Here is a 24,328-nt window from a genome sequence, read left to right as displayed (position 1 = left end):
TGGCGACAGTTGACCCATGGCAAAGAGCCCGCCAAAGGCTTTATGGAAATATTGAAGGCCGAACGAAATCTAGGGAAGTGAATATGCGTAAATCAGTAATTGCTATCAGCCTTACGTCACTCGTTGGACTGTCTGCTTGCGGTTCCAGCGGTTTGTTTGACCGGGATCGTCCAGATGAATTTGCGGTGTCACGGCAGCCTCCATTGGTTATCCCACCCGATTTCGCGCTGACTCCGCCTCAACCAGGCCAACCACGCCCTCAAGCGGGTGGAATTCAGCAACAGACATTGGAGGCGATGTTTGGCGGTTCTCAAGCCCGCAGTGTCACCGAGTCCGCGATTGTTGGTCAGGCCGGTAGCGCCGACGCTGGCATCCGATCTTCTGTCGGAGATACCGGAACCTTCACAGTCGATAAGGGCAGTGTCACCCGCGATATTATCGCGGCTCCGGAAGGCGATGGCCAAAGCGCACAAGCCGCAACACCAGAATAGTTTCGGGGCTGGCCCGATCGCGAGATCGTGAGATTTTAGTGCGCTTTTAAAAACCTTGGACCGATCCGCCGTCGACTTGGATCGCCGTACCGGTGATATAGCTAGCGGCTTGTGATCCCAGAAAAACAGCGAGATTGGCGACTTCTTCCGGCTCGCCAATACGTTGCATCGGAATTTGCGCTGCAATTCCGGCGGCAATTTCGTCTGTGCTTTTGCCCGACGCTTTGGATTGCGCTGCTAATATTTGGGTGACCCGGTCGGTATTGGTAAAGCCGGGACATACGGTGTTGACCAATATATTATCGCCCGCGACCTGATTGGCGAGCGTCTTGGCCCAACCCAATACGGCCATTCTAATGCTATTGGACAAAGTCAGACCTGGTACGGGCTGTTTCACACCGGAAGAGGAAATATTGATGATACGGCCCCATTTTTGGGCGCGCATATGCGGCAAGACCAGACGCGTCGCCCGTATGACCGACATGAGCGTCAATTGAACCGCTTCATCCCAAGCCGAATCGGGAAGATCGGCAAATAAACCTGGCGGCGGGCCGCCTGCATTATTGACCAATATATCGATACCGCCCAATCGGTCGGATACGTTTTGTACCACCCGTTCGATATCCGTGGCTTGCGAGACATCGCCTTTGAGCAGGACCGCCTCTGGCAATATTGCGGCAGCCGCATCGAGATTTTCCTGCGAGCGTCCGCAAATGGCGACTTGAGCGCCGCAATTTTGAAAGCCTTGCGCCGTGGCCAGACCAATGCCTTTGCTGCCAGCCGTTACAAGGACGGTTTTATTTTCCAGATCGAGTTTCATGAGCAGCAGTTTGGCCGAACAGGGTGCAGATGTATAGAGGCGATAATCTGGTCTGGTTGCGCCGCCGGGCTAGGCCGTGCCTGCCATGTCTAATATGAAAGCGATAATTCCGTTTAAACAATAGGTTGAGGATAGACGATCACAGGCTCTATAGCAGATCAACAATGCTATAGCGGCGTCCAGAGAAGGAAGAATTTTTGCATGAAAAAACTCTACGAAAAATTCAACAATCTCTTCAAATTCACCCAAAAGGAATATGAAGCCTCGATCAATGCGCTAAATATATTTTTTGGTGCGGTGATTGGAATCAGTCTGGGCAGCATAGGTGATATCGCAACCAAAGATTATATCTTGCTGCTCATCATCACCTCAACGGCGGTCACGTCGATTCTTTTCGTCACTTATTCCGATCGTCGATATTGGAGCATTTTTGTGCTCGGCTTGATCCTAATTGGTATGTGGAAAATGGATCACAGTAGCGACCCCATTGTCGGCTTGCCGCCAAAACTTTTGCCGACCCTAGGCGTCTGGGCCTTGTTGGCCATTACGACTGAATTTGCGGATATTGTGCGGGATGATCCCTCCGATAAAGACCAATAAGCGGTCGAAGAAAATTAACGGTGCGGCTAGTGCTTGAAATGCCGCATCCTGGTAAATAGCTTTGCCAGACCCGCTTCGTCGGCTGCGGCAATCACTTCCTCATCGCGACCATGAAAAAACCCGCCGAAGATTACTCCGACGGGGTTTTTCTTTTCTGTTGCTAGTGCTGTTTAAGCGTAGCTGACTTTTACGTTAACTTTGCGCTGGCGACGCATGGCAGAACCAATAGCCCCAAAGCCGAAGATCATAAATGCCCATGTTGCTGGCTCTGGCACCGCACCCATGGCAGTCAGGATCTGCGCATCGTCGATAGCGGCTTCGACATTGGCACCGCTATTGCCGAACAGTGAGAAGGCAACCAGTGTTTTCGACAAGTCCAGCTGGCTGGTCAGGTCAAAAAATTCGTAATCTGCCGATGATGTAGAAAGAACAAATTGATCTTCCGTACTGTCATCATAAAAGAAGGCAAACGCCACAGCTGCGCCACCAGCTGAATTCATGTGCCGGACCCAGATCGAGGCTTCGGTAATGGATGAGGCAGCTACGCCAGCAAAATCCTGACGCAATTCAAAATTACCGAAATTTCCGGCGCCGAATGCGCCTGTCCGAGCGAAGCTCGAACCGGCTGCCCAGTCCACCGTACCGCCAAATTCGCGGTCCTGAAACCAGGGCGATAGATCGCCGCTTTCAAAGTCACCATTGGCCAGAATATTCGCCGCTTGAGCCGGCGCAGTCATGCCCGCGGCTGCCATCACAGCGGAGGCAAGAAGTATTTTTTTCATGTTTATCCCTTTGTCTGGGCTTGCCGACCAGATAGCCCAGCATGCCGCTAAATTACGAACCCTTTCAACTGTTAACAAATTTTAAACCATTGTGCAATTTCGTTCAGTCCCATAATGGGACAAGGGATGTGACAGAATTCTACCCTTAATGCCGGAAATGACGCATCCCGGTAAATAGCATTGCCAGACCCGCTTCGTCTGCTGCGGCAATCACTTCCTCATCGCGAATTGATCCACCCGGTTGAATGACCGCTGTGGCGCCGGCCTCGACCGCAGCCATGAGTCCATCGGCAAAAGGAAAAAAAGCGTCCGAAGCCACCGCCGAACCGATCGTCCGCGCTTCACTCCAGTCCGCTTTTTCCGCCGCGTCTTTTGCTTTCCAGGCCGCTATGCGTGCCGATTCAAGCCGGTTCATCTGACCGGCACCGACACCGGCGGTCGACCCGTCTTTGGCATAAACAATCGCATTGGATTTCACATGTTTCGCTACCGTCCAGGCAAATAGACAATCGGCTTTTTCTTGCGCACTGGGTTCGCGTTTGGTGACACATTTCAGATCCGCTTCTTGCAACTGACCATTGTCGCGTGATTGCAGCAAATAGCCGCCAGCAATTGTTTTCATAGCCATACCGGTTCTCGCCGGGTCCGGCAGTTCACCGGTCAACAACAGCCGCAGATTTTTCTTTTTCGCAAATATCGCGCGCGCCTCCGCATCGGCATTCGGGGCGCAAACCACTTCAGTAAAAATTCCGGTCATCGCTTCGGCCGCCGCGCCGTCCAAGGGTCGATTGACCGCAATGATACCGCCAAAGGCTGAAACACTATCACAGGCCAAGGCTTGGTGATAAGCATCCAAAATTGTCTCGCCATTGGCAACGCCGCACGGATTGGCATGTTTGACAATGACAACAGTAGGCGGGCCGTCACGAAATTCGCTGACCAGCTCCAAGGCAGCATCGGCATCATTATAATTGTTGTAACTGAGCGCCTTGCCCTGCAATTGTTCCGCTTGGGCAATGCCTTGGGCGGAAGGTCCATCGGGGAGATACAGCGCGGCCATTTGATGCGGATTTTCACCGTAGCGCAGCGTAGTGGGCCGGCTCATTGTCAAGGGTAATGTGGCCGGGAAGATTTGTTGCTGATCAGCAAATCCGAACCATTGGGCGATCATGCCGTCATAGCGGGCTGTGGCGGCAAAGGCTTTGGCGGCCATTTTTTTCCGGAAATCAATGCTGGTGGCGCCGGCACCTTCGTTCAGTTCAGCGAGCAACATGTCATAATCTGACGGGTCGGTAACAATGGTCACAAAATCGTGATTTTTTGCAGCACTTCTCACCATGCTGGGACCACCAATATCGATATTTTCGATAATCTCATCACGGTCAGCCCCTTTTGCCACGGTTTGGGCAAAAGGATAAAGATTGACGACGACCAGATCGATCCCGGCAATATCATGCTCTTCCATCGATGCGACATGATCCGCATCATCCCGCCGGGCGAGCAGACCGCCATGGACCTTCGGGTGCAGGGTTTTTACGCGGCCATCCATCATCTCTGGGAAATGTGTAACATCAGAAATATCGGCAACTTCGAGACCGGCATCGCGCAAAGCCTTGGCGGTGCCGCCCGTGGAAATAAGCGCAATGCCCATTGCCGCCAGTTGCTGACCCAGTTCAGCAAGACCATTTTTGTCGGACACGGAGAGCAAAGCCCGCTTTATCTTGATAGTATCGGTCATATTATGTGTTTATCCCATATGTTTGAGCAGCCAGCCGGTTGCGCCGCCGCCGCTGCCAACTGTGTCGGTTATCACCATTTGCATCACACCATGGGGAATGCCCATGCCATCAACCCACACACTGTCTTCCAGTGCAATCACGCCGCTCGTGCAACGAAACTGCCATAAATTGCCATCTTTCAATCGCAGTAAAACGCCTTTTCCTTCGGAGATCAAATCGCTTTCAATATCGGGGCCCAGATGAAAGCGCAGCGCATATTCGACATCCTTTTTCTTGCGCCGCCGTTTCCGGCCATCGGGAATAAGCATATCTTCACCGCGCAGTTCGAGTCCATCAGACCGCATCAGCAGCAAGCGTTTATGCACGAGGCCAAATCGCCGGGCATAACCATCATGACTGGCCTCCAGACGGGTGGCATTTTCCACATCACGGCGGAACAGTTCGACTTCATTGACTCCGCGGCCCAATTTGCCATCCGGCAAAATCGAAGTGCTGTTGCTGTTATCTATGCACAAAGTACTATGGGCAGCCGTCGTGCGCAGGCCGCGAGCCAGCGATGCCGGTATGGTGGCGCCCACTAGCCCAGCCCCGCCGCAATTGCCGATGATCCGATTGTCGCCATTGGACATTTCAAACGCCAAGGTTGATGCGCACCCGGCAACCGCCATGCGCGCAATAGGCGGCGGCGCGGCGTCCAATATCAACGCAGACCGGCCTGATGAAACCCGTTGATAGCCCCAGTCCCGCGCTTGGCGGAGCGGGCGAGCCCGAATGCCGCTGGCTTCGATAACCTGTTCCACTTGTTTGGCATTGGTCGCACCGCCGCCTTGCCAATTGCCCATGCTGCCATCGTAATGGGTGAGGCCAGTGAGCGGCGGCACGGCTTTAGCGAGAGCATTTTCCAAAAATTCCGGCGCATCTTCTTCGCGGGCGAGATAGACTTGCTTGAGCATCGACAGCAAGATTACGGCGTCCATCTGATTGAGCGGAGAGCGTGAAACAGATCCTCCATCCGCGTAGAAAAACTCTCCCATTGCTTTTTCCAGGCCGGCTTCGCCAACAATGCGTCTAACCCGGCCTTCTGGGATGAGAAGCGATGCTGCGACAACACCGCTCCATGCGACCAGACGCCCCAGGCTCGACGTGGCTTTGTCGGCGGTCCGGTCAAGATGGCGGGCCGTGCGGGCGATATTGTTGAGCACCTTGGAGCGATAAATCAGGTCGCTGGAGGACAAGATGAGCGGTGCATGGCTGGCCCAAATTAACAAGCGCCAGCCGCAATTGTCAGGGCGCCAGGCCGGTTGCCTGATTTTCTTGCCATTGGCATCAAGCCAATCATTCATCAGTTTCTCAGCCACGGGCAAGGCTTGATCCCGCGATGCGGCTGTATCGAGATCGCGCAGCCATTGGAAGCGATGGACATAATCTTCAAATGCTGGCGGCAACTTCAGATCGGCAAAATCAATCCCTTCGAGTTTCTTTTTCAGCCCGCGAAACAGGAAGTGGCCAGCCCGGACGGCTGTGCCTTGCACGCGGTCGCCATCGACAGGATCGACCGGCACGGCAAGCAAGCGCAATGGCAATTTTCCTGATAGCCGCAAACGATGCAGTGGCATGCGCCACGTCATTCGATAGTAAAGCAGCGCGGTTTGTTCGGCGAGAGATTGCCCTCTATCGCCATCTGCTCGCAATGTAAGACTGCGGCCTTCAGGCGCTTCACTTTCTTCGCCGCTATATCGATTTACGCCGGCGCCAGGATCGTCTGAAGGATCGCGATTGTCAGATGAATCTGCGCTCATTCACCCCTCAGGCCGCTGATATTGGCCGCATAATGATCGGGCCCTCCACGGAAAGTCGCCGTGCCAGCAACCAAAGTGTCTGCGCCCGCGGCAATGGCCAGCGGAGCGGTCTTCAAATCAATGCCGCCATCCACTTCCAAGCGAATATCTTTGCCGGTGGCATCGATGCGGCGACGGATGGCTTCGACTTTGCGCAGCTGGCTATCGATAAACGATTGCCCGCCAAAGCCAGGATTGACGCTCATCACCAAAATCAGATCGAGATCTTCAATGAGATAATCGAGAATATCCAGCGGCGTGGCTGGGTTGAGAACCAACCCGGCTTTTTTGTTCAGTGCCTGGATGGTTTGCACGGTCCGGTGGGGATGGGCTCCGGCCTCCGGATGAAAGGAAATAATATCGGCGCCAGCATCGGCAAATGCTTCCAGATATTGATCCACTGGAGAAATCATCAAATGGGCATCAAATGGCTTTGCACTATGTGGGCGCAGCGCTTTTACAACCGCTGGGCCAATGGTGATATTGGGAACAAAATGACCGTCCATGACATCGACATGGATCCAATCGCAGCCCGCCTCATCAATAGCGCGAACTTCTTCCCCAAGGCGCGCGAAGTCGGCAGACAGGATGGAGGGAGCAATACGAACAGAGCTGGTCATGGCGGTTCCTTTACACCGCCGCGTTTAGGGTTTTTGTAACTCGCCTGCAAGGCGCGATTCAAGCCAATCACCAAAGGCCTGTGGACAATTTGGGGACAGGCTGGATTTTAACTTAAGTTCTGTCTTTGCGCCGCAAATTTGCGATGAAAAACCCATCGCAATGGCCTTTGTCTGCCAGCATCGTGGGCAAGGTGCGAATATAGCCTTCAGCGGTGGGCGCAATGGCTGGGGGCAACTGATCCTGGGTGATGGGAATCAAGCGATAGTCAGGATGGCTATCGAGAAATTCGTCCATTTGATCTTCTCCCTCTTCCGGTTCGAGAGAACAGACCGCATAGACCAATTGCCCGCCGGGTTTGACCCAGGGCGCTACACGGTTGAGGAGCATTTTCTGAACCTCTGCGCGGTCGGCTATTTGGTGCGCTCCGATACAGTGAAGCACGTCCGGATGGCGGCGAAAAATACCCGTGGCGCTACAGGGGGCGTCTAGCAACAGCGCATCGGCCGGTTCGGATGGCGCCCATTGCATAAGGTCTGCAGTGATAATCTCGGCATCAAGCTGTGTCCGCGCTAGATTTTCCCGCAGACGATCAAGCCGTTTGGCGCTGCTATCAATGGCTTGGACGGTCCATCCCGCCGCCGCCAATTGCATGGTTTTCCCGCCAGGCGCTGCACAAAGATCCAATATGGTTTTGCCGGTGCCATCGCCCAATAGGCGAGCGGGCAAGGACGCCGCGAGATCCTGTACCCAGAACCGGCCGCCATCAAAATCCGGCAATGTCGTCACCGACTGGCCTGATGTCATGCGCACATGCCGGTCAGCCAGCGTTTCACCGTCGAGTGAATTTTGCTTATCATCGCGGAAGCTAAGATCAAGTGGTGGAGGCTGGGACCAGGCCTGTCCGGCCGCAAGGGCAGTTTCCTCGCCCCATCGGTCGACCCACCGATCCCAGGTTTCTCCCGGCAATTGCGGATATTCAGGAAGCGCTAGCTTGCCTGTCTCCAACCCCCGCATAACGGTAGAAAAGACACCATGTACCAATCGTCTGGGTCCGCCATGGACAAGCGGTAAAGCGGTTGCGATGGCAGCATGTTGCGGCGTTTCCAGTACCAAGACTTGTACCAGAGCGATCCGTAATGCCATGCGGGCCTTGGCATCGTCGGGAAGCCGTTTGCGGGTGGCGCTATCGATCATTGCATCGAGCGCGGTCATCCATCGCAAAACATTGGCTGCAATATTATGCGCTAGCGAACGATCCGAAGGATTGTGCAGTTTCGCGATTGCGCCGGCCATCGCTTGATCGAGGGTTTCACCGCGCCGACAAACAGCATCGAGCAACCGCAGAGCGGCGGTTCGTGCGGGAAGACCGGGAGTTTTTTTGTCGTTTGAAATTGGTTCGTTCCTGCGCGGGCGGATGCCATCTTCCGCCCTGTCAAGATGATGGTACGGGCGATGGGCTCCCGCAATTAGCGGAGCCTTTGCGCTATTTCCTGCGCCAGATCAATATTATCGTGTGGGGTCGAGCGCGCTGCGTTTGCGTTTCAGTCTTCCCATATCACCAATTTCATCCGCATTGGAGGACCAGCCATCACCTCTTCCCGACCCACCCTGATCGGCCATTTGTTGGAGCGCTGCGATGCGATCTTCTGTCGCTGGATGAGTGGAAAACATCTGTTTGACACCGGCTGGAACAATATAAAGCTGTGCTGCGGCTGGGTTGCGCTGGGCAACCGGGTTCGCAATGCGTTGCGCTTGACCGGAGATTTTGTGCAGCGCTGACGCCAGTGCCAAAGGTTTGCCACTAATATCCGCCGCGGCTTTGTCGGCGCCAAATTCCCGGGTACGGCTGATCGCCATTTGGACAATCATGGCCGCAAAAGGCGCAATGAATACCGCTAAAATTCCTGCTAGACCGCGATTGCTGCGGAAAAACATTCCAAAATTTGCTAGCATGGAGACAGCGCCAGCAATGGTTGCGACCATTGTCATAATCAACGTGTCGCGGTTTTTCACATGGCCCAGCTCATGTGCCATCACGCCTTCTATCTCGTCATAGCTCAGCATGTTGAGCAAACCGGTTGTCGCAGCGACCGCCGAGTTTTCCGGGTCGCGCCCGGTGGCAAAGGCATTGGGCTGCGCTTGGTCGACAATATAGACTTTTGGCATGGGCAGCTGTGCCTGCTGTGCCAATCGTTCCACCATCGTATAAAATTCCGGATGACTTGTGTTATCAACCTCTATGGCATTGTGCATTTTCAGCACAATCTTATCGGCATTCCAATAGGTGAACAGGTTCATCCCGGCAGCAACCAAAAGCGCCAATATTGCTCCCCGCGGTCCGCCGAGAGAAAAGCCCATGACCATGAACAATGCGGTCAAAGCAGCCAGCAGCATAGTGGTCTTCAGGAAATTCATGGTTTTACTCGCTTGATTATCGTGGGTTCTCCTTCAATATAGGGTTTGAGGCGGGTTTTTTCAAATGATAGGGCATAGATTATATGGCGCAAACCGATAGAAAAGCTGATCAGGCCGCACCCGAAAGGCAAGCTGGCGAACGCCCCAAACATATCAAAGCCCCCGCTCATTTGTCCAAAAACCCCCCATTGCCGGAACCCGACCCGCTCGACAAAGCGGAGGAAATCATAGAGAAACACGGCCCGACCCGCTATGGTGACTGGGAGCATAAAGGGCTGGCAATCGACTTTTAACGGTCAATTTTCGGGGACAATTGATGAATTATAGTTTCGGAATTTTGTCTGTGATCGCCATTGCCGGAGGCATTTTCTATCGGCTCTGGATGCTTTTGCCGGATGGACCGACCGGCGTTGCTGTGGGTGAACAAAAAATGGTTCAGCGCGGCGATCGTTCGGTGGCTTTTTAAAGGATAGCGATGACCGTAAGTGCTGAAATTGCTGTTATTCTAGGTACAGTTGTGGGTGCGGTTGCATCGCTGGCCACGGTGTTTCTCACTCATTGGCTGGCTAAGCGCCGGGAATATCGATTGGATGATAAGCGCAAAGAGCGTTTGCAGCTATTGCTGAGCGGAGAAAAATATAAGTGGCGCAATATTGAAACATTATCTTCAGCAGTGGGTGCGGATATTATTAAGACCAAGGAATTGTTGATTGAAATCGACGCGCGGCAGAGCCTGTCTAACAATAGTTCCTGGGGCTTAATTTCCCGCAATCCTTATCCTGATGATATTCAACCGCAGGAGTAAAAGGCGAGCGGTTCGTCAGTCTTCGGGCGCGGTGTAAAAATCGCGATAAGAAGTTAACTGGCCATTGGCAATTTTATACAAACCGACACCTTCAATATCGCCGTCGGGCCGTTTCCACAGCCACCGCGACCAAGCCACATGCTCGTCCCCGGCAATTTCGAGCACTTCAAAATGCATTTTTTTGTCGGCCAATTGCTTGGTCAGTTCTGCCAGCAATTTATCAATAGCTGGCTTGCCTTCAACTTTGCCGATGGATGGATCTTCAAATATTGCATCATCGGCAAATAACGGACTGAGTCGGGTATAGTCATGATCATTTTGAATTTTCCAAAATGTCTCGATCACTTGTTTTGCGCTGGCCACAACATCTTCCTCTCTAATCGATCGTCCAAATGTGATTGAGCCTTTGGCTTTGTGCAATCCTCTTTTTCACTAGCGCCGGGATTGAGCGGCAGCGGTTTGTTTCGCCAGCGCCGCTTCAAAAGCTTGTTCCGATCTCACAATAAAGCGCCCAAAATGCTGATCATCTACAAAAGCGAGAGGATTTCCCGCCTTTTGCATTTGCCGTTTTTTGGACAAACCAAAAAAACCAGGATGATTGGCGAGAAAAACATCCGGTTTGAGTTTGCGGGCTTTCGCAAAAGTAAGCCGGTAGTCATCGACAATATTTTCATATTGCGGCGGGTCGATCAGGCGGTTTGCAGCCACGGTTGCCGAGCAGAAAAAGAGCAGTTCATATGATTGCCCGGATTGTTCCGCGGTCATCATCCAAGACGTGCATCCGCGCGTATGGCCGGGATGCAAATGGGCGGTCAACGTGACATCGCCAAGCGTGACGGTTTCACGATCATCAATGATTCGATCCACTTTGACCGGTGGCGCGAAAAGATAAACATCCTCTTCCGAACCCAGATAAAATCCCCCTTCCAATGCAGACCGGTCACCTTCACTGGCGACAAGTTGGGCACCGCTCATCGCTTTGAGCGCCGCCAGTCCGCCGGAATGGTCAAGATGCGCATGGCTATTGAGCAAGATTTTGATATCCTTGGGATCATAACCCAATTGGACAATGGCATCGGCGACCATTGTGCCTTGGTCCGGCATCCCGCCGTCGATAACAATATGACCTTGTGACGTGGGAATGAAAAACATTCCCAGACTCTTGGTGCCCACATAATATACGCCGGCACCTTTGTCGCCGATCAGCTGAAACGGAGGAACCGGTGCATACCAGCTTGGATTGCCGCTTCGCCATTTTGCAAGCGCGTCGGTACTGACTTTATTCTCAGCAAGTGTGCGGGCTGCAGAGGCCGTTTCCACGTCGCCACCTTGCGCGGCGCTGTTCAGGTTGTCCGAAGTGGCGGTGCAAGCTGAGAATGTCAAAAGGGTCAAGCCGGCTAAGCGCATCTTCATATTGGATCATTCTCCCTCAAGCCAATTTTGACGCGCGAATTGCCAGTTTTTACCTTTCGAAAAACTGAACGGTATCCTCATCAATTGGGAACATCAGTTCGACACGCATTTCACCAGCTCGGGTGTCCTGAACAGAACCAAATTGGGATATGGTTGAAAATAAGGACAAGCGGGTTTCGCCTAGTTTCAAAATGGTTGGAATGACGGCCTGATTGAGGTTGATCGAACCAATATCGATATTTTTTACCCGCTCGAGTTCGGCAACACGTTGCATCAAGGCGGATAATTTCTCATCACCGCCAAGTTCCAATATTTCCGTGCGCAATCGCGCGAGCGAGAGCACTGCGACTTCTTCCCAGTTTTCGATCAAGTTCCTCTCCGCGCCGTCAATAAGCACATCCATCATGTTCACATTTTCTGGATTGTCCGTCAGCGAGAGCAGCAATCCAGCGCCCTGATTGGCTCGCACCACATTCCAGTATCGATCAACGACAATGCCGGGATAGGGATCGTGACGGTCCAGCATTGTCGCCATGGCTTGATGCACCGGAGCAAGTTCCGGTGCATCATCGGGTAGGCTTGGATAAACGGGTGCGAAGCCAGCGGCATGCAAGGCTTGATTGGCCAGTGGCCGCGGCAATTGCAACGCTTCGGAAAGGCGCAACACCATTTCTCGGCTGGGATTGGAGCGACCAGATTCCAAAAAGCTGAGATGCCGCGCGGACATATTGGCTTCGAGAGACAGGTCGAGTTGGCTGAAGCGGCGCACTTTGCGCCATTCCTTGACGATATTACCAAATTCCGTTCGCATACAACGCTCCTGCTCAAATATTAACCCATGATAGACTGGTGGCACAAGCAACGCACTTACCCGAGAGGTAATTGTTTTCCTTCAGCCGATGCGATTTAAAGCCCGAGAAACCAAGGAGATTGATTATGTCACCTGCAACCGCTGCACGCTCCATGAGAATCATTGGGGTTATTTCAATTATTACCGCCATCTTTTTCGCTCTGGCCGGAGTGAATGATTTTACCGGCGCCAATAACATCTTTTTTGCCATTGCATCTTCCGGCACGGACGGCGTTGCGGGATTGAACACCCCCGAAGCGAAGCTGGCCATGGCAATAGCCGGCGGCCTGTTTGGCGGCGTTGGTGCGTTCTATCTGTTCGTCAGTGCGCCGGGCGTAGAGCAAGGCAATGAACGTATTCGCAAAGGCAGTATCTACGCATTTTTGACCTGGTTTATCATCGACAGCAGTGCCTCCGTGGCGTCGGGCAATGCGGTCAATATTATCCCAAATCTGGGCTTTTTATTCATTTACCTGCTGCCTTTGACGGTTGTTAAACAACCGCGCACCACGGCCAGTGCTTGATTACTCGCGCTGTTGGACGTCTTTGACCCATGGGCCAAATGGGGAATTGCCCAGCATGGCCAATTGGGTTTTGCCGCTGACCTCATTAATCGCGAGTGATGGTTTGCGGCCGGGGTGAACCGGCAGTCTCAGCGGTTTTTTCCCGGGTGACATGGCCATCACCCGCGCCATGGCTTGCGGAACGTCCATTGGGTTGGTTGCGCCGCCGCCATCGCGCAGCGCACTGGCTACCAATTCGGGATAGGCTGCCTTGCGTTCAGCCTCCGCGCGCTCAAGCATCGGGGCGGTCAGCTTGTTACCATTATCCCAGATATCGGTTGGGAAACCACCCGGCTGGACAATGGTCACGTCAATACCATGGGGCACTAACTCATAAGCCATTTGTTCGCTCATCGATTCCAGCGCAAATTTGGTAGACGAATATAGTCCCATGCCCGGGATCATCACCCGCCCCAGCTGGGATGATACATTCATGATGGCTCCCGACTTCTTCGCCCGCATGGCCGGCAAAGCCGCCCGCGCTACCCGTTGTGGCCCCATGACATTGGTATCAAATAGGAGTTGCATTGCTTCGATATCTTGGAGTTCGACTGGTGCGCCGGTGCCGACGCCGGCATTGTTGATCACGATATCCAGTGCCCCGCCGTTGAGGCGTTCGGCCTCAGCCACTGCTTTGGTCACCGATTCATCCGACAATACATCCAATTCCAATACTGTTAGATCAGCGCCCTTTTTCACGGCACCTGCTAATTTTTGAGCCTCAGATCGGGGAAGATTGCGCATGGTAGCGAATACTTTGGCGCCATAGTCTGCATAGAGCTGAGCACCGAGAAAGCCGAAGCCAGAGGAGCAACCTGTGATCAGTATAGCTTTGCCTTTCAGATTGGGCGCCATATCATCCGCCGCGAGGGATTGGGATGCTGTCACGGCAAGGCCAGAGGCCGCGCCAGTGGCAAGCATTTGGCGGCGGTTTAACGCAATTTCGGTCATCGATGTGGCTCCTGGTTAATTTCAACCATAACATTATCACAAAAATTGGATATAAGCCTATTCCATAATATATGTGGGGGAGGAAAATGGAGATTGTTAAAGCCAGTAATGCGGTCGGCGCGATGGTTGATCAAGTGGATCTTACCGCGCTGGATAAGGGGCAATTCGGACAATTGCGTTCTGCTTTTTTCGAACATGGCGCCCTGTTTTTTCGCGACCAAAATCTAACCCCAGAAGATCATATTATCTTTGCGGAACGATGGAATGATATTGATATCAATCGGTTTTTTACTCCGGTTGAAGGCTATCCGCAAATTGCCAAAGTGCTCAAAGAACCCGATCAGCAGATGAATATTGGCGGTGGTTGGCATACCGATCATAGCTATGATGAAATTCCTGCCATGGGATCCATTTTGTATGCGCTCGAAATTCCGCCTAGTGGCGGGGATACACTTTTTGCCGGGATGCACGCCGCCTATGATGCCTTGGATGGTGATATGAAAGCCCGCTTGGAAGGCTTGCAGGCGCGTCATGGTAATGCCCATATTTTCGGTAAAGACAGCGAGTATCAGAAAAAATTTGGTGGCCGTTTTGGTAATACTGAATCAGCTGTGCAGGAGGCCGTGCATCCAATTGTTCTCAAACATCCAGAAACCGGGACCAAGGGACTATATGTCAATCCGGGTTTTACTTTGAATATTGTGGGTATAGATGACAATGAAAGCAAGGAGCTGCTCGCACAACTTTACGCCCATATCATGCAACCAGAATTTCATTTTCGTTTGCAATGGGAAGAAGGCATGTTGGCGATGTGGGATAATCGATCAACATGGCATTATGCGCTAAATGACTATCACGGACACCGGCGCTATTTGAATCGGATAACCGTTGCCGGTGTGCCTTTGCACTAAGGCATTTTGTGCAATTCTTGCGGCCATTTCAAACAGGCAATTGGGGTAATGATCGGGCGTTATTAACAGCTTGTCATATTCCCCTGTACTGTTGTCTCGTGGCGGTTGAGCGCATTAAATTTGAGACCATTTGTAACTTTTGTTCAAAAAGCACGAACTCCCTATGTCTAGGGAAGGTGCCGCTATGAAATTACGAGATCTTGAATATGTGATTGCGATTGATCGCTATCTCAATTTTGGACGGGCTGCAGAAGCCTGTAATGTTTCGCAGCCAGCCTTATCTTCTCAAGTGAAAAAACTGGAAGAACGCCTCGGAGTCGAAATTTTCGCGCGGTCAAACCACAAGGTTATGGCAACCGAAGCGGGTAATCGAATTATTGAAACTGCTAAAGATATGCTTAAATCCGCGCGGCAAATAAAAGATTTTGCTGCGGAATATCGGGATCCGATGTCTGTGCCTCTGCGCATTGGGATTTTCCCGACCTTAGCGCCTTTCATTGTTCCTTATGTTGCAGAAACGGTCCGGGAATTGAGCGCGGAGATGAAGCTAGTCTTTCGCGAAGCGCCGACCAAGCAGCTTATTTCCGAATTGGAAAATCGCCGGATTGATATCGCGTTGGTCAGTGGGCCAGTGGATCATCCTTCCAGCAACTTCACTCCGGTATTTCGGGAAAAGCTCAAACTGGCCGTTTCCGATTCTCATCGCTTAGCCAATCAGCAAAATATCGCACCGCAGGATATTCCTGAGGAAGAAATGATCCTGTTGGACGAAGACCATTGTTTGCGAGATGATGCGTTGAAATTATGCCACAATAAATTTGTTGGCGCAGATGTCCCGGAAGATTTGCAAGCCACCAGTTTGCTAACCACCACCCATTATATAACCCAAGGCTATGGCTTAACGCTGGTGCCGACATTGGCCGAGACATTTTTGGGCGCTGCCAATCCGGCGGTTAATTTTCTGGATATTGATGATCCCGCTTATGGCCGGACAATTGGTTTCCTGTCTCGTAAAGGATGTCCGAGAGAACATATTTTGATGGCGCTGTGCGATAAAATCAGAGCCCAATTGCCCCGCGGAGTAACCGCAGCTGCCTAAGCTTTAGATCCCCTATTTGCATGATGAAATGCGCGGCGTGCCGGTTCAAGTGATTGAACGGGCTTTTCGTATTTAATTGTTTAATATCAATTATTTATATCATAATTTTTGGTTATGATGGTCATTAAAACCTTATATTATACAAAGCAAACTCCCTTCCATATTGCTCTCTCCCAGAAGGCATTGGTGCTCAGATTTTCACTATGCCGCGGATGAGGATGTCCGCAAAAAAGAAGGTAGAAAAATTATGACTTATTCCCCTAATCCAACTCACATGTCCAAAGCCAGAAAATGGCTGGCGGCATCTTCGGCTATTGCAATTTTGGTGTCGACACAGGCCCAGGCTCAGCAGGTCATTGACAATGGTGATAATGTCACCGTAACAAGCGGCGCAGATGGTGAAATCATCACTGCTGGTATTGGTGTAATCAGTGCGGTCGATGCTGCGCCCGTGGTTATCGTGAATAATGATGATGTCACGGTTAACGTTGCCGGCACGCTGCGCACCACTGCCGTGACGCAGACGGTGCAAGTTAACCAGGGCACAACCGGCGCGGTAATTAACAACGCTGCCACTGGCCGTCTCGAAGCGGATTCCCGCGTGGTCAATATTGATGGCACAGAGGCAACACTCAATAATGACGGAACGATTATCGGCACCGGCAGCCAGCGCAACGGCGCTGTCTATGGCAATCGGACATCCAACGATATTGCCATTACCAACAGCGAAACCGGCCTTATTGATGCTGGCGTTGAAGGCGCGGCTATTGCTATTGAAGTGGGCGGAGGCGGTCAGCCTCGCGGCGGTTCCATCACCAATGCAGGTCGTTTGCAAGGGCGCGGCCAAGCTGCACCAACCGGCGGTACAGCGGGTGACGGACTGCGCTTTTTCGGGCCCGGATTGGCACCAGAATATGTGTATGCCGGTGATATCACCAATAGCGGAGTCATCGATTCGGAATCCACACAAGGGCCAGTTGCGGGTGTCCGTTTTGCTAACCGTATCGGTTTTCAAGGGACATTGACCAATGCCGAAGGTGCGACCATTTCAGGCGCAAATAATGGCTTATATTTTGGCAATGATGCTGATCATAGCGGCGGCATTGTTAATAATGCCGGGACCATTTCTTCGGGCAGCCGGGCGCTGAACATTGATGGCAATGGTCTGACCGTGAACAACTTGGCCGATGGTCAGATTATCGGCACGGGCAACCAGCGCAATGGTACTGTCTATGCGGACAGCACAGCGCAGGATTTTGCGCTTAACAATGCCGGTATTATTGATGCCGGTGCAGGCAATGACGGTGCGGCTTTCTCGGTTGAGCTATCAGCCGCTGGCAACAGCTTCACCATCGACAATAGCGGTACTATTCAAGGCCGCGGCACAGCCGCTGCTGGTTTGACCACTGCTGGTGATGGTTTGCGCTTTGAGCGGACCCGCAATGCCGGCGTTCTGGATGGCACCAGCTCCGGCTTGTTCAATGGCGACATTGTCAACTCTGGCACGATCGATTCAGAAGGCGATAGCGGTACCACTGCCGGTATTCGGTTCGTCAACGGTGTAAGCTTTGCGGGCACTATTGAAAATAGCGGAACCATTTCCGGTGTTCAAAACGGCTTGTATTTCGGCAACCCAACACCAGCAGGCGGCGGCGACTTCTCTGCGGCAACGGTGAACAATGCCGGGACCATTTCTTCGGGCAGCCGGGCGCTGAACATTGATGGCAATGGTCTGACCGTGAACAATAGTGGCTCCATTATCGGCACTGGTGCACAGCGTAACGGAACGGTCTATGCCGATGGTACAGCCAATGGCTTCACCTTGAACAATAGCGGTACAATCGATGCGGCTGTTGCAGGTTCGGGTGTATCCTTTCAATTGGGTGTGAATGACGGCGACGTCCGCAGCTTTGCCTTGACCAATGACGGGACCATTGCTGGTCGCGGCGCTGCTCAGGCTTCGGGTGCGTCAGCTGGCTTGCGATTGTTCAATGGCGCGGGCGCTGGAACGACCGTGACGGTTGCCGACGATATTGTGAACAATGGCACGATTTCATCGGAAACAGCAGCAGCTGTGCTGATTGAGAATATCGCCTTTACAGGGACGTTTACCAATAGTGGAAGCTTGACCGGAGCCAGTGCAGTGGATGCATCGACTGCTCTATCCGCTGTGAATTTTGTTCAGACCGGTGGTTTACTCGATGGCGACTTTATTGGTTCGGCATTCGCAGACAGTCTCAATTTTGCGGCAGGCAATTCGGTTCTGGCGGGCAATATCAGCAATAATGTCAATGTGACAGTTGCTGATGGCGCTACACTGACCGTTTCTGGTGCACAGACCGTTGCCGGCAATTTTGCATCCAATGGAATATTGAACTTCGATCTTGGCGTGGATAGCCTTGCTATTGACGGCGACAGCAGCTTCGGCGCTGACAGTGTCGTCAACATCGCAACCACCGCTTCCGATAATCTGGTGGCTGGTGCTCCGATTGCGGTTTTGACGGAAACGGGCACCTTCACCAATAATGGTGTGACGGTTAATGTGGATGATGATGATTTCTTGCTCGACTATACGGTCGATCTGGGTTCGATTACCATCACGCCAACCGCGACAGATCTGGCTGCTATATCCGCAGATGCGAATATCAACAGCTTTGGCGCAGCGGTGACATCTGCCGTAGCAGCAGATCGCTTGCCCACGGATGTGTTTAACGCCTTGAACAATTCCGTGAATGTTGCGGCTTTTGAATCAACCTCCTTGTCGCTTTTGCCGGCGATACAAGATGGTGTGGCGCGCGAGATATTTGAAACGCAGCGTTTCGCCAGTGGATTGCTCACCAATCGCTTGTCGAGCGACCAGTCGGGTATCTGGGGTCAGATTTTCTATCGCAATGCCGATCGCGATGCGGATAGCCTAAGTGCATTGGGCTATGATGCGGATGCTATCAGCTTCACATTGGGTGCAGACGCGCGTTTGAGTGACAATGCCAAAATCGGTATCTTGCTTAACTATGCTGATATCGAGATTGATGCCGTTGGTTCAGCGGCAGCACAAAATGACGTGAACAGCTATCAAATTTCGGCTTATGCCGGATTGGATTTCGGAGCGGCATTTTTAAATGCCGAACTGGGCTATTCCTTCAATGATGTTGACAGTCAGCGTGTGGCGATTGGCAATGCCATTACCAGTGAATCCGATGCCGATGGGATTATCGCTAGTCTTTCATCAGGATATCGCCTGGAATCCGGAAGTTTTACGATTACGCCAACGGCGGGATTGCGTTATGCCAGCCTGTCCCAGGATAGCTTCACAGAAAATGGCGGATTGGGTCTGACTCTGGATACAGACCGTGCAGAATTTCTGGAAGCCAGCCTCGGTTTGAGACTGTCTGGAAAAGCGGATGATGCCAAAGACCTGTCCGTCATTCCCTTTGCCAATATCGGGTATAGCTATGATCTTATTGGCGATGGTTTTGGCGTGAACGGCAGCTTCAATGGCGGTTTGGACAATTTCCGATTGATCGCGGATGAATCTTCTCAATCCCGCTTTGATTTGGGTGCCGGAATCAATCTGGTCAGCAAAAATGGGTTTAGTATCGGTGCTGAGTATCAGGGGCGTTTCGCATCTGACTACCAATCCCATTCAGGCGGAGTGAAGGTTCGTTTTGAGTTCTGAGTAAGAAACCAATCTGTTTCGTCCGGAAAAAGCCGGCTGGTAGAAATATCAGTCGGCTTTTTTTGATCGGTGGTTGCAAAAAATTTGTTCCCTTGTGTAACATAGCCCTACGCGACCGCGAATATCGAAAAGGCCGTCAAACCGCGCCCAGTTAAAGGATGGAAAGCAATTGTGAAAACTGTTGATAGCGCTGCCGCTTCATCCCAAACGACCAGCTTTGTCAGTTTTATCGTGATATTTGCTGTTCTTTTGGTTGTTGCAGAATGTCTGCTCTATCTGGTGGATCAAGTGCAGGAAGCCTTGTGGTTTGCGTTGCAATCGCGCGCCATTGAGGGGTTGGCGGCGGATGTGTTATTGTCAGTTGCCAATGGTGTCATGACATTTCTGGCGGTGGCTGGGCTGTTCATTGCCATTGAATGGCGTCAATTGGGGTTTAGTGATTTTCGCAAACGCTATCAGGAAGGCATTATTTTTAGTGTGACCGCGCTGACCATTTCCATATTGGTTCAGGGCTCGGCTTTTTATCTGTTGCGAACCCAGGATGCGACGTCCCTTTGGACGGCGTCGGATTTAGGCCCATTTCTGGTGATTTTTCCGCTCGTCTATCTTTTGATTTTGGGCTTTATGGAATATTGGCTGCACAGAGCCTTACATTTTTTCGATTTTCTGTGGCGATTTCACGCCATTCATCATCAAATTGAACGGCTTAACGCAGCGCGCAGCTATTCGCATTTTGGCCAAGATATTTTGTATATCATGCTGATCACGATACCGCTTGTCCTGTGGGTGGATGCACCACAGCCGCACATCATGCTGGTCACGACATTCTATATCATCTCCAACTATTATATGCATTCCGATGCCCCCGCATTGTCTTTTCCCGCGCCGCTGCGTCACATTATTGCGGATAATGTTTATCATCATCAGCATCATACGCGCGACACGCGCCATATTGGTAAAAACTATGCGTCTTTCTTTTCCTTTTTCGATCGCATTTTCGGCACGCAATATATGCCTGCCAATGGTGAATTTCCCGAGACGGGCATTGATGGCTATGTTCCGCTTCGGTCTTGGCGCGATTATATTTTTCGCCCCTTTCGCCGTGAACATTAGGAGCGCGCCATGAAGCATAAAGGGAAAATTGCGCTATTTTTGACATTATGCTGTCCGGCTTTGCTCGCTGGCTATGTTGTGCTGCGCAGCGACAGTTCCGATTTGGTGAAAGTCCATAATGGCATTGTTCAGCAGTTTGAAACCGTCGCGCATATTGACGGCGACCGTTTGTCGGCGTTCGCGGCGGAAGATATCATCCTGTTTGATGTCCGGAAAAAGTCGGAATATAGCGTTAGCCACCTAGAAAATGCGGTACGTGTAGATCCTGATATTTCGCGCGCAGAATTTGACGAGAAATTTTCCGCATTGGTCAAAGGGAAGACCGCTATATTCTACTGTTCCGTTGGACAGCGCTCTTCCCGTTTGGCTGATCGGACTCAAGATATATTACTGTCTTCCGGCGCACGGTCGGCCTATAATCTCGAGGGCGGTATTTTTAAATGGCACAACGAAAACCGACCACTTTTTGCAGAAAAAGGTCAAACCACGCGCTTTGTGCATCCCTATAATGCGGCGTGGGGACGGTTGGTTTCAAATCAGGAATATACGAAATATTGATCGCATATTATTCAGCGACAACAGAAAATTTCATCAACGCACACGCGGCAAATATACGACCGATAAGAGGATATCCCAAATATGAAGGAATGGACGTTAGGCATTATCGGTGGTTCGGGCCTTTACGCATTGGATGCGTTGGAAGATGCACGCTGGGTTACAGTGGATACGCCTTGGGGCGCACCTTCTGATCAATTGCTAACAGGTCATATTGCCGGGGTGAAAACCCTATTCCTACCGCGCCATGGACGCGGGCATCACATTGGCCCAAGCCAATTGAATTTTCGGGCCAATATTGATGCCTTGAAACGGGCTGGGGCTACGGATTTGCTATCCATTTCAGCGGTAGGATCATTAAACGAAGCCATGGCTCCTGGAGATTTTGTTGCGGCAGATCAATTTATCGACCGGACCTTTGCAAGGGTCAAAAGCTATTTCGGTGATGGCTTGGTCACCCATGTATCCATGGCCGATCCGGTTTGCCCACTCTTATCGGCAATGGCTGTACAAGCGGCGCGTGATGCCGGGGCGAATGTTCACGACACAGGCACGTATTTGGCAATGGAAGGCCCGCAATTTTCGACCCGCGCAGAAAGCCATATGTATCGCAGCTGGGGGGCTGATATTATCGGCATGACCGCGATGCCAGAAGCAAAATTGGCGCGAGAAGCGGAACTTCCTTACGCGCTAATGGGGATGGTGACAGATTATGATTGCTGGCGAGAAAATGAAGCGGCGGTTGAAGTCGACGCAGTGATTGCGCAGTTGGGAGCCAATGCAGCGGCGGCCCGGGGCTTAGTGGAAAAGCTGGCTCACGCCTTGCCGGAAAGACGCCCGGCCAATCCGATAGATCAGGTTTTGGACTTTGCGATGATCACTGATCCCGCCAAGCGCAATCCCGATCTTGTGGCGAAATTGGATGTGATTGCAGGGCGAGTGCTCGCTGGTTAAGCGGAGCAGCTCGCACCGCCAAGGACACAAAAACGGGCGCAATGCGGATGGTTTAAAAGCACATCCTGTTGGGCTTCTTTTAAGGTTGCTCCCATATCAAATTGGCGATCATAAGGGAGCAAGGTACAGGCCGCCACGCGCGGCGATGCCTCACCCTTGCGTTTGATCACCATGCGGCTGGATGCGCACATGATGCTGGCTGGGTCGACATTTAGTAGAGTCCAACAGGCGTCGGTAATTTCCGGAATATCCGCTTGGGCATCCATTTCTGGAAATACCATCAGCTGTGCTGGATCATCCACGGCCAATGGCCAATTACGCTCGACGCATAGTTTTTGATAGCCTGACCGCGCCATTTCTTCGCTTTCGCCCGCCAAATGGCGCCCGGCAATTGCGATGGGAAACCCGTTTCCAACCAGCCAATCAAGCCCGTCCAGCGCCTTGTTCCAGGTGTTCGGTCCTCTTTCCGCTTCATGCACGGTTTGAGAAAAATGATCGAGACTGACACGAAATGTCATTTTCTCCCGTTTGTCCAATGCCAGTAATTCGGCTTCATATCTGCGCATCGGGCGCATCGCGTTAGTGAGGATTAATATGTCAAAATCACGCGACAGACATAGCTGCAAAATCGCAATCATATCCTTGTTCATAAAAGGTTCGCCGCCGGTAAAGGCGATTTCTCGCGTCGGCAGATTTTCAGCGGCTATTTCGTCCAGAAAGACTTGCACTTCGGCTAGGGAAATATAGCTCAACGCATCATTGGTCGGCGAGCTTTCAATATAGCAATTTTTACAAGCCAGATTGCACAAAGTGCCGGTATTGATCCATAATGTATCGAGGCCGGTCATCGCAACGCTGGCGCGCGTATCGCCAGCAGCGGTTTGCCGTTGATCTTGAAATTTCCGGGGATCAAGCCGTCCGCTATCTCGGACGGAAAATGGAGAGGGTTTAGACATATAGACCTATTCGCAACATATTCTCCTTTTGTTACAGGCGGCAGGACAGAACTGTAACCCCTTGGCCAAATTTTACGAACCAGTGGTGTAAAATTGTGGAGCCATGAGATGAATCTTGAAAACAGTCAGAAATATTACGGAGAAATTCTCAACGGATCCTCAGATCTGCTGACCGATGCCTGCACAATGGCCGCGGCGCCCGCGGTTCATGTGAAAGCTGCACTGGCGAATGTTCACGAGGATGTGAAGAGCCGCTATTATGGTTGTGGCTTGGTCGCGCCCCAACTGATTGATGGCATGGATATATTGGATCTCGGATCCGGCTCTGGCCAAGATGCTTATCTGTTGGCACAGCTGGTGGGGGAACAAGGCAGCGTGACTGGCATTGATGCAACAGCCGCACAGCTGGCTGTCGCCAATCAGCATAAGGAATGGCATCGAGACCGGTTCGGCTATGCGCAAAGCAATGTTCATTTTCTCCAGGGCGATATTGAAAAGCTCGATCAATTGGGCCTCGAGCCCAATAGTTTTGATATTATCGTTTCCAATTGTGTGATCAATTTGGTGGCGGATAAAGCGGCTGTGTTTCGAGCGGCATTTCACTTGCTGAAGCCGGGCGGAGAGCTTTATTTCTCAGATGTCTATGCTGATCGGCGCGTACCGGCGCATTTGCTCAACGATCCGGTGCTGCATGGCGAATGTCTGTCCGGCGCTTTATATTGGGGCGATTTTCTAGCGCAGGCAAAAGCCTCTGGTTTCGTTGATCCGCGATTGGTTAATGACCGGCCTTTGGGCATCGGTGATTCAAAAATTGCTGCGATTCTAGACGGTATCCGTTTCTATTCCGCAACTTATCGTTTGTTTAAACTCGCGGAATTGGAAATGGCTTGCGAAGATTATGGGCAGGCGGTGATTTACAAGGGCGGAATAGAGGGGCAGGAGCGGTTGTTTCAACTGGACAAGGATCATCCGATAGAAGCGGGGCGGGTCTTCCCGATTTGCGGCAATTCCTGGCATATGTTGGCCGGCACACGTTTCGCGCCCTATTTTGATTTTATCGGTGATTTTTCCCGCCACTATGGCCTGTTTGATGGATGCGGCGGACAAATGCCTTTCGTTGCAAACGAGGACGCACAAAGCGCCGAGGCGGCTGCTTGCTGCTGATCCGATGAATAT

At 51.9% G+C, this 24,328-nt stretch carries 25 protein-coding genes; 13 read left to right on the top strand and 12 right to left on the bottom strand.

Going from position 1 to position 24,328, the window contains the following annotated elements; all coding sequences use genetic code 11:
* Positions 1-83 precede the first annotated feature (83 nt).
* Complete coding sequence (locus ABJU74_RS07105) at positions 84-491, top strand: DUF3035 domain-containing protein (RefSeq protein WP_348383743.1); 408 nt, start codon at positions 84-86, stop codon at positions 489-491.
* A gap of 46 nt (positions 492-537) precedes the next feature.
* On the opposite strand, the gene ABJU74_RS07100 is transcribed toward ABJU74_RS07105, so the two are convergent.
* Positions 538-1,311, bottom strand: coding sequence for an SDR family oxidoreductase (locus ABJU74_RS07100; RefSeq protein WP_348383744.1), 774 nt, complete (start codon positions 1,309-1,311; stop codon positions 538-540).
* Positions 1,312-1,512: 201 nt separating this feature from the next.
* Here ABJU74_RS07100 and ABJU74_RS07095 point away from each other — a divergent pair, with 201 nt between their 5' ends.
* Positions 1,513-1,911 (top strand): hypothetical protein, encoded by a 399-nt coding sequence (locus ABJU74_RS07095; protein WP_348383745.1) that lies wholly within the window; start codon positions 1,513-1,515, stop codon positions 1,909-1,911.
* Between the two features lie 170 nt (positions 1,912-2,081).
* Here ABJU74_RS07095 and ABJU74_RS07090 read toward each other — a convergent pair whose 3' ends face one another.
* The 6 genes from ABJU74_RS07090 to ABJU74_RS07065 form a co-directional block, all read right to left on the bottom strand.
* A complete protein-coding gene (locus ABJU74_RS07090; protein WP_348383746.1) occupies positions 2,082-2,693 on the bottom strand; it encodes a PEPxxWA-CTERM sorting domain-containing protein in 612 nt (203 codons plus the stop codon).
* Positions 2,694-2,838: 145 nt separating this feature from the next.
* A complete protein-coding gene (gene purH / locus ABJU74_RS07085) occupies positions 2,839-4,431 on the bottom strand; it encodes a bifunctional phosphoribosylaminoimidazolecarboxamide formyltransferase/IMP cyclohydrolase (protein ID WP_348383747.1) in 1,593 nt (530 codons plus the stop codon).
* Positions 4,432-4,440: 9 nt separating this feature from the next.
* Positions 4,441-6,231 carry a heparinase II/III family protein gene (locus tag ABJU74_RS07080; protein ID WP_348383748.1) on the bottom strand — a complete coding sequence of 597 codons (1,791 nt, stop codon included), beginning with the start codon at positions 6,229-6,231 and terminating at the stop codon, positions 4,441-4,443.
* A complete protein-coding gene (gene rpe, locus ABJU74_RS07075) occupies positions 6,228-6,890 on the bottom strand; it encodes a ribulose-phosphate 3-epimerase (RefSeq protein WP_348383749.1) in 663 nt (220 codons plus the stop codon). The genes ABJU74_RS07080 and rpe overlap by 4 nt, the downstream gene beginning before the upstream one ends.
* Before the next feature lie 112 nt (positions 6,891-7,002).
* On the bottom strand, positions 7,003-8,307 hold the full coding sequence (locus tag ABJU74_RS07070) for a transcription antitermination factor NusB (protein WP_348384026.1): 1,305 nt from the start codon (positions 8,305-8,307) through the stop codon (positions 7,003-7,005).
* A 90-nt stretch (positions 8,308-8,397) separates the two neighbouring features.
* Positions 8,398-9,306 (bottom strand): M48 family metalloprotease, encoded by a 909-nt coding sequence (locus ABJU74_RS07065; protein ID WP_348383750.1) that lies wholly within the window; start codon positions 9,304-9,306, stop codon positions 8,398-8,400.
* An 83-nt stretch (positions 9,307-9,389) separates the two neighbouring features.
* Here ABJU74_RS07065 and ABJU74_RS07060 point away from each other — a divergent pair, with 83 nt between their 5' ends.
* Genes ABJU74_RS07060 through ABJU74_RS07050 form a run of 3 tightly spaced genes read left to right on the top strand, consistent with a single transcriptional unit; the run spans position 9,390 to position 10,111 of the window.
* Complete coding sequence (locus ABJU74_RS07060) at positions 9,390-9,599, top strand: DUF1674 domain-containing protein (protein ID WP_348383751.1); 210 nt, start codon at positions 9,390-9,392, stop codon at positions 9,597-9,599.
* Between the two features lie 23 nt (positions 9,600-9,622).
* Positions 9,623-9,772: a hypothetical protein gene (locus ABJU74_RS07055; protein ID WP_348383752.1), complete on the top strand. Its 150-nt coding sequence runs from the start codon at positions 9,623-9,625 to the stop codon at positions 9,770-9,772.
* 9 nt (positions 9,773-9,781) lie between these two features.
* Positions 9,782-10,111, top strand: a complete 330-nt coding sequence (locus tag ABJU74_RS07050) for a hypothetical protein (protein WP_348383753.1) — start codon at positions 9,782-9,784, stop codon at positions 10,109-10,111.
* Positions 10,112-10,126: 15 nt separating this feature from the next.
* Here ABJU74_RS07050 and ABJU74_RS07045 read toward each other — a convergent pair whose 3' ends face one another.
* The 3 genes from ABJU74_RS07045 to ABJU74_RS07035 form a co-directional block, all read right to left on the bottom strand.
* The gene (locus ABJU74_RS07045) at positions 10,127-10,474 is read right to left on the bottom strand and encodes a nuclear transport factor 2 family protein (RefSeq protein ID WP_348383754.1); all 348 of its coding nucleotides are present in this window, start codon (positions 10,472-10,474) and stop codon (positions 10,127-10,129) included.
* 69 nt (positions 10,475-10,543) lie between these two features.
* Positions 10,544-11,524 (bottom strand): subclass B3 metallo-beta-lactamase, encoded by a 981-nt coding sequence (bla, locus tag ABJU74_RS07040; RefSeq protein WP_348383755.1) that lies wholly within the window; start codon positions 11,522-11,524, stop codon positions 10,544-10,546.
* A gap of 49 nt (positions 11,525-11,573) precedes the next feature.
* On the bottom strand, positions 11,574-12,335 hold the full coding sequence (locus ABJU74_RS07035; RefSeq protein ID WP_348383756.1) for a helix-turn-helix transcriptional regulator: 762 nt from the start codon (positions 12,333-12,335) through the stop codon (positions 11,574-11,576).
* 125 nt (positions 12,336-12,460) lie between these two features.
* Between ABJU74_RS07035 and ABJU74_RS07030 the strand changes: the two genes are divergently transcribed.
* The gene (locus ABJU74_RS07030; RefSeq protein WP_348383757.1) at positions 12,461-12,898 is read left to right on the top strand and encodes a hypothetical protein; all 438 of its coding nucleotides are present in this window, start codon (positions 12,461-12,463) and stop codon (positions 12,896-12,898) included.
* Here ABJU74_RS07030 and ABJU74_RS07025 read toward each other — a convergent pair whose 3' ends face one another.
* Entirely contained in the window at positions 12,899-13,888 is a 990-nt protein-coding gene (locus ABJU74_RS07025; RefSeq protein ID WP_348383758.1) for an SDR family oxidoreductase, read from the bottom strand. It abuts the gene before it with no gap.
* An 86-nt stretch (positions 13,889-13,974) separates the two neighbouring features.
* Between ABJU74_RS07025 and ABJU74_RS07020 the strand changes: the two genes are divergently transcribed.
* From ABJU74_RS07020 to mtnP, 6 genes are all read left to right on the top strand, one after another.
* Positions 13,975-14,799, top strand: coding sequence for a TauD/TfdA family dioxygenase (locus tag ABJU74_RS07020; RefSeq protein ID WP_348383759.1), 825 nt, complete (start codon positions 13,975-13,977; stop codon positions 14,797-14,799).
* Between the two features lie 184 nt (positions 14,800-14,983).
* Positions 14,984-15,898, top strand: coding sequence for a LysR substrate-binding domain-containing protein (locus ABJU74_RS07015; RefSeq protein WP_348383760.1), 915 nt, complete (start codon positions 14,984-14,986; stop codon positions 15,896-15,898).
* A 247-nt stretch (positions 15,899-16,145) separates the two neighbouring features.
* Positions 16,146-19,574, top strand: coding sequence for an autotransporter domain-containing protein (locus ABJU74_RS07010; RefSeq protein ID WP_348383761.1), 3,429 nt, complete (start codon positions 16,146-16,148; stop codon positions 19,572-19,574).
* Between the two features lie 171 nt (positions 19,575-19,745).
* Positions 19,746-20,687 (top strand): sterol desaturase family protein, encoded by a 942-nt coding sequence (locus ABJU74_RS07005; protein WP_348383762.1) that lies wholly within the window; start codon positions 19,746-19,748, stop codon positions 20,685-20,687.
* A 9-nt stretch (positions 20,688-20,696) separates the two neighbouring features.
* A complete protein-coding gene (locus ABJU74_RS07000; protein WP_348383763.1) occupies positions 20,697-21,245 on the top strand; it encodes a rhodanese-like domain-containing protein in 549 nt (182 codons plus the stop codon).
* 81 nt (positions 21,246-21,326) lie between these two features.
* Positions 21,327-22,196: an S-methyl-5'-thioadenosine phosphorylase gene (mtnP, locus tag ABJU74_RS06995; protein WP_348383764.1), complete on the top strand. Its 870-nt coding sequence runs from the start codon at positions 21,327-21,329 to the stop codon at positions 22,194-22,196.
* Here the strand turns inward: mtnP and ABJU74_RS06990 are convergent.
* The gene (locus tag ABJU74_RS06990) at positions 22,193-23,152 is read right to left on the bottom strand and encodes a radical SAM protein (RefSeq protein WP_348383765.1); all 960 of its coding nucleotides are present in this window, start codon (positions 23,150-23,152) and stop codon (positions 22,193-22,195) included. The genes mtnP and ABJU74_RS06990 overlap by 4 nt on opposite strands.
* A gap of 108 nt (positions 23,153-23,260) precedes the next feature.
* Between ABJU74_RS06990 and ABJU74_RS06985 the strand changes: the two genes are divergently transcribed.
* Positions 23,261-24,316, top strand: coding sequence for a methyltransferase domain-containing protein (locus tag ABJU74_RS06985; RefSeq protein ID WP_348383766.1), 1,056 nt, complete (start codon positions 23,261-23,263; stop codon positions 24,314-24,316).
* Positions 24,317-24,328: the final 12 nt, after the last annotated feature.

The sequence above is a fragment of the Parasphingorhabdus sp. genome, assembly GCF_039982415.1.
Taxonomy (GTDB): domain Bacteria; phylum Pseudomonadota; class Alphaproteobacteria; order Sphingomonadales; family Sphingomonadaceae; genus Parasphingorhabdus.
Note: the sequence above shows the minus strand (reverse complement) of the source record. Positions and strands in the feature narration are given on the sequence as shown.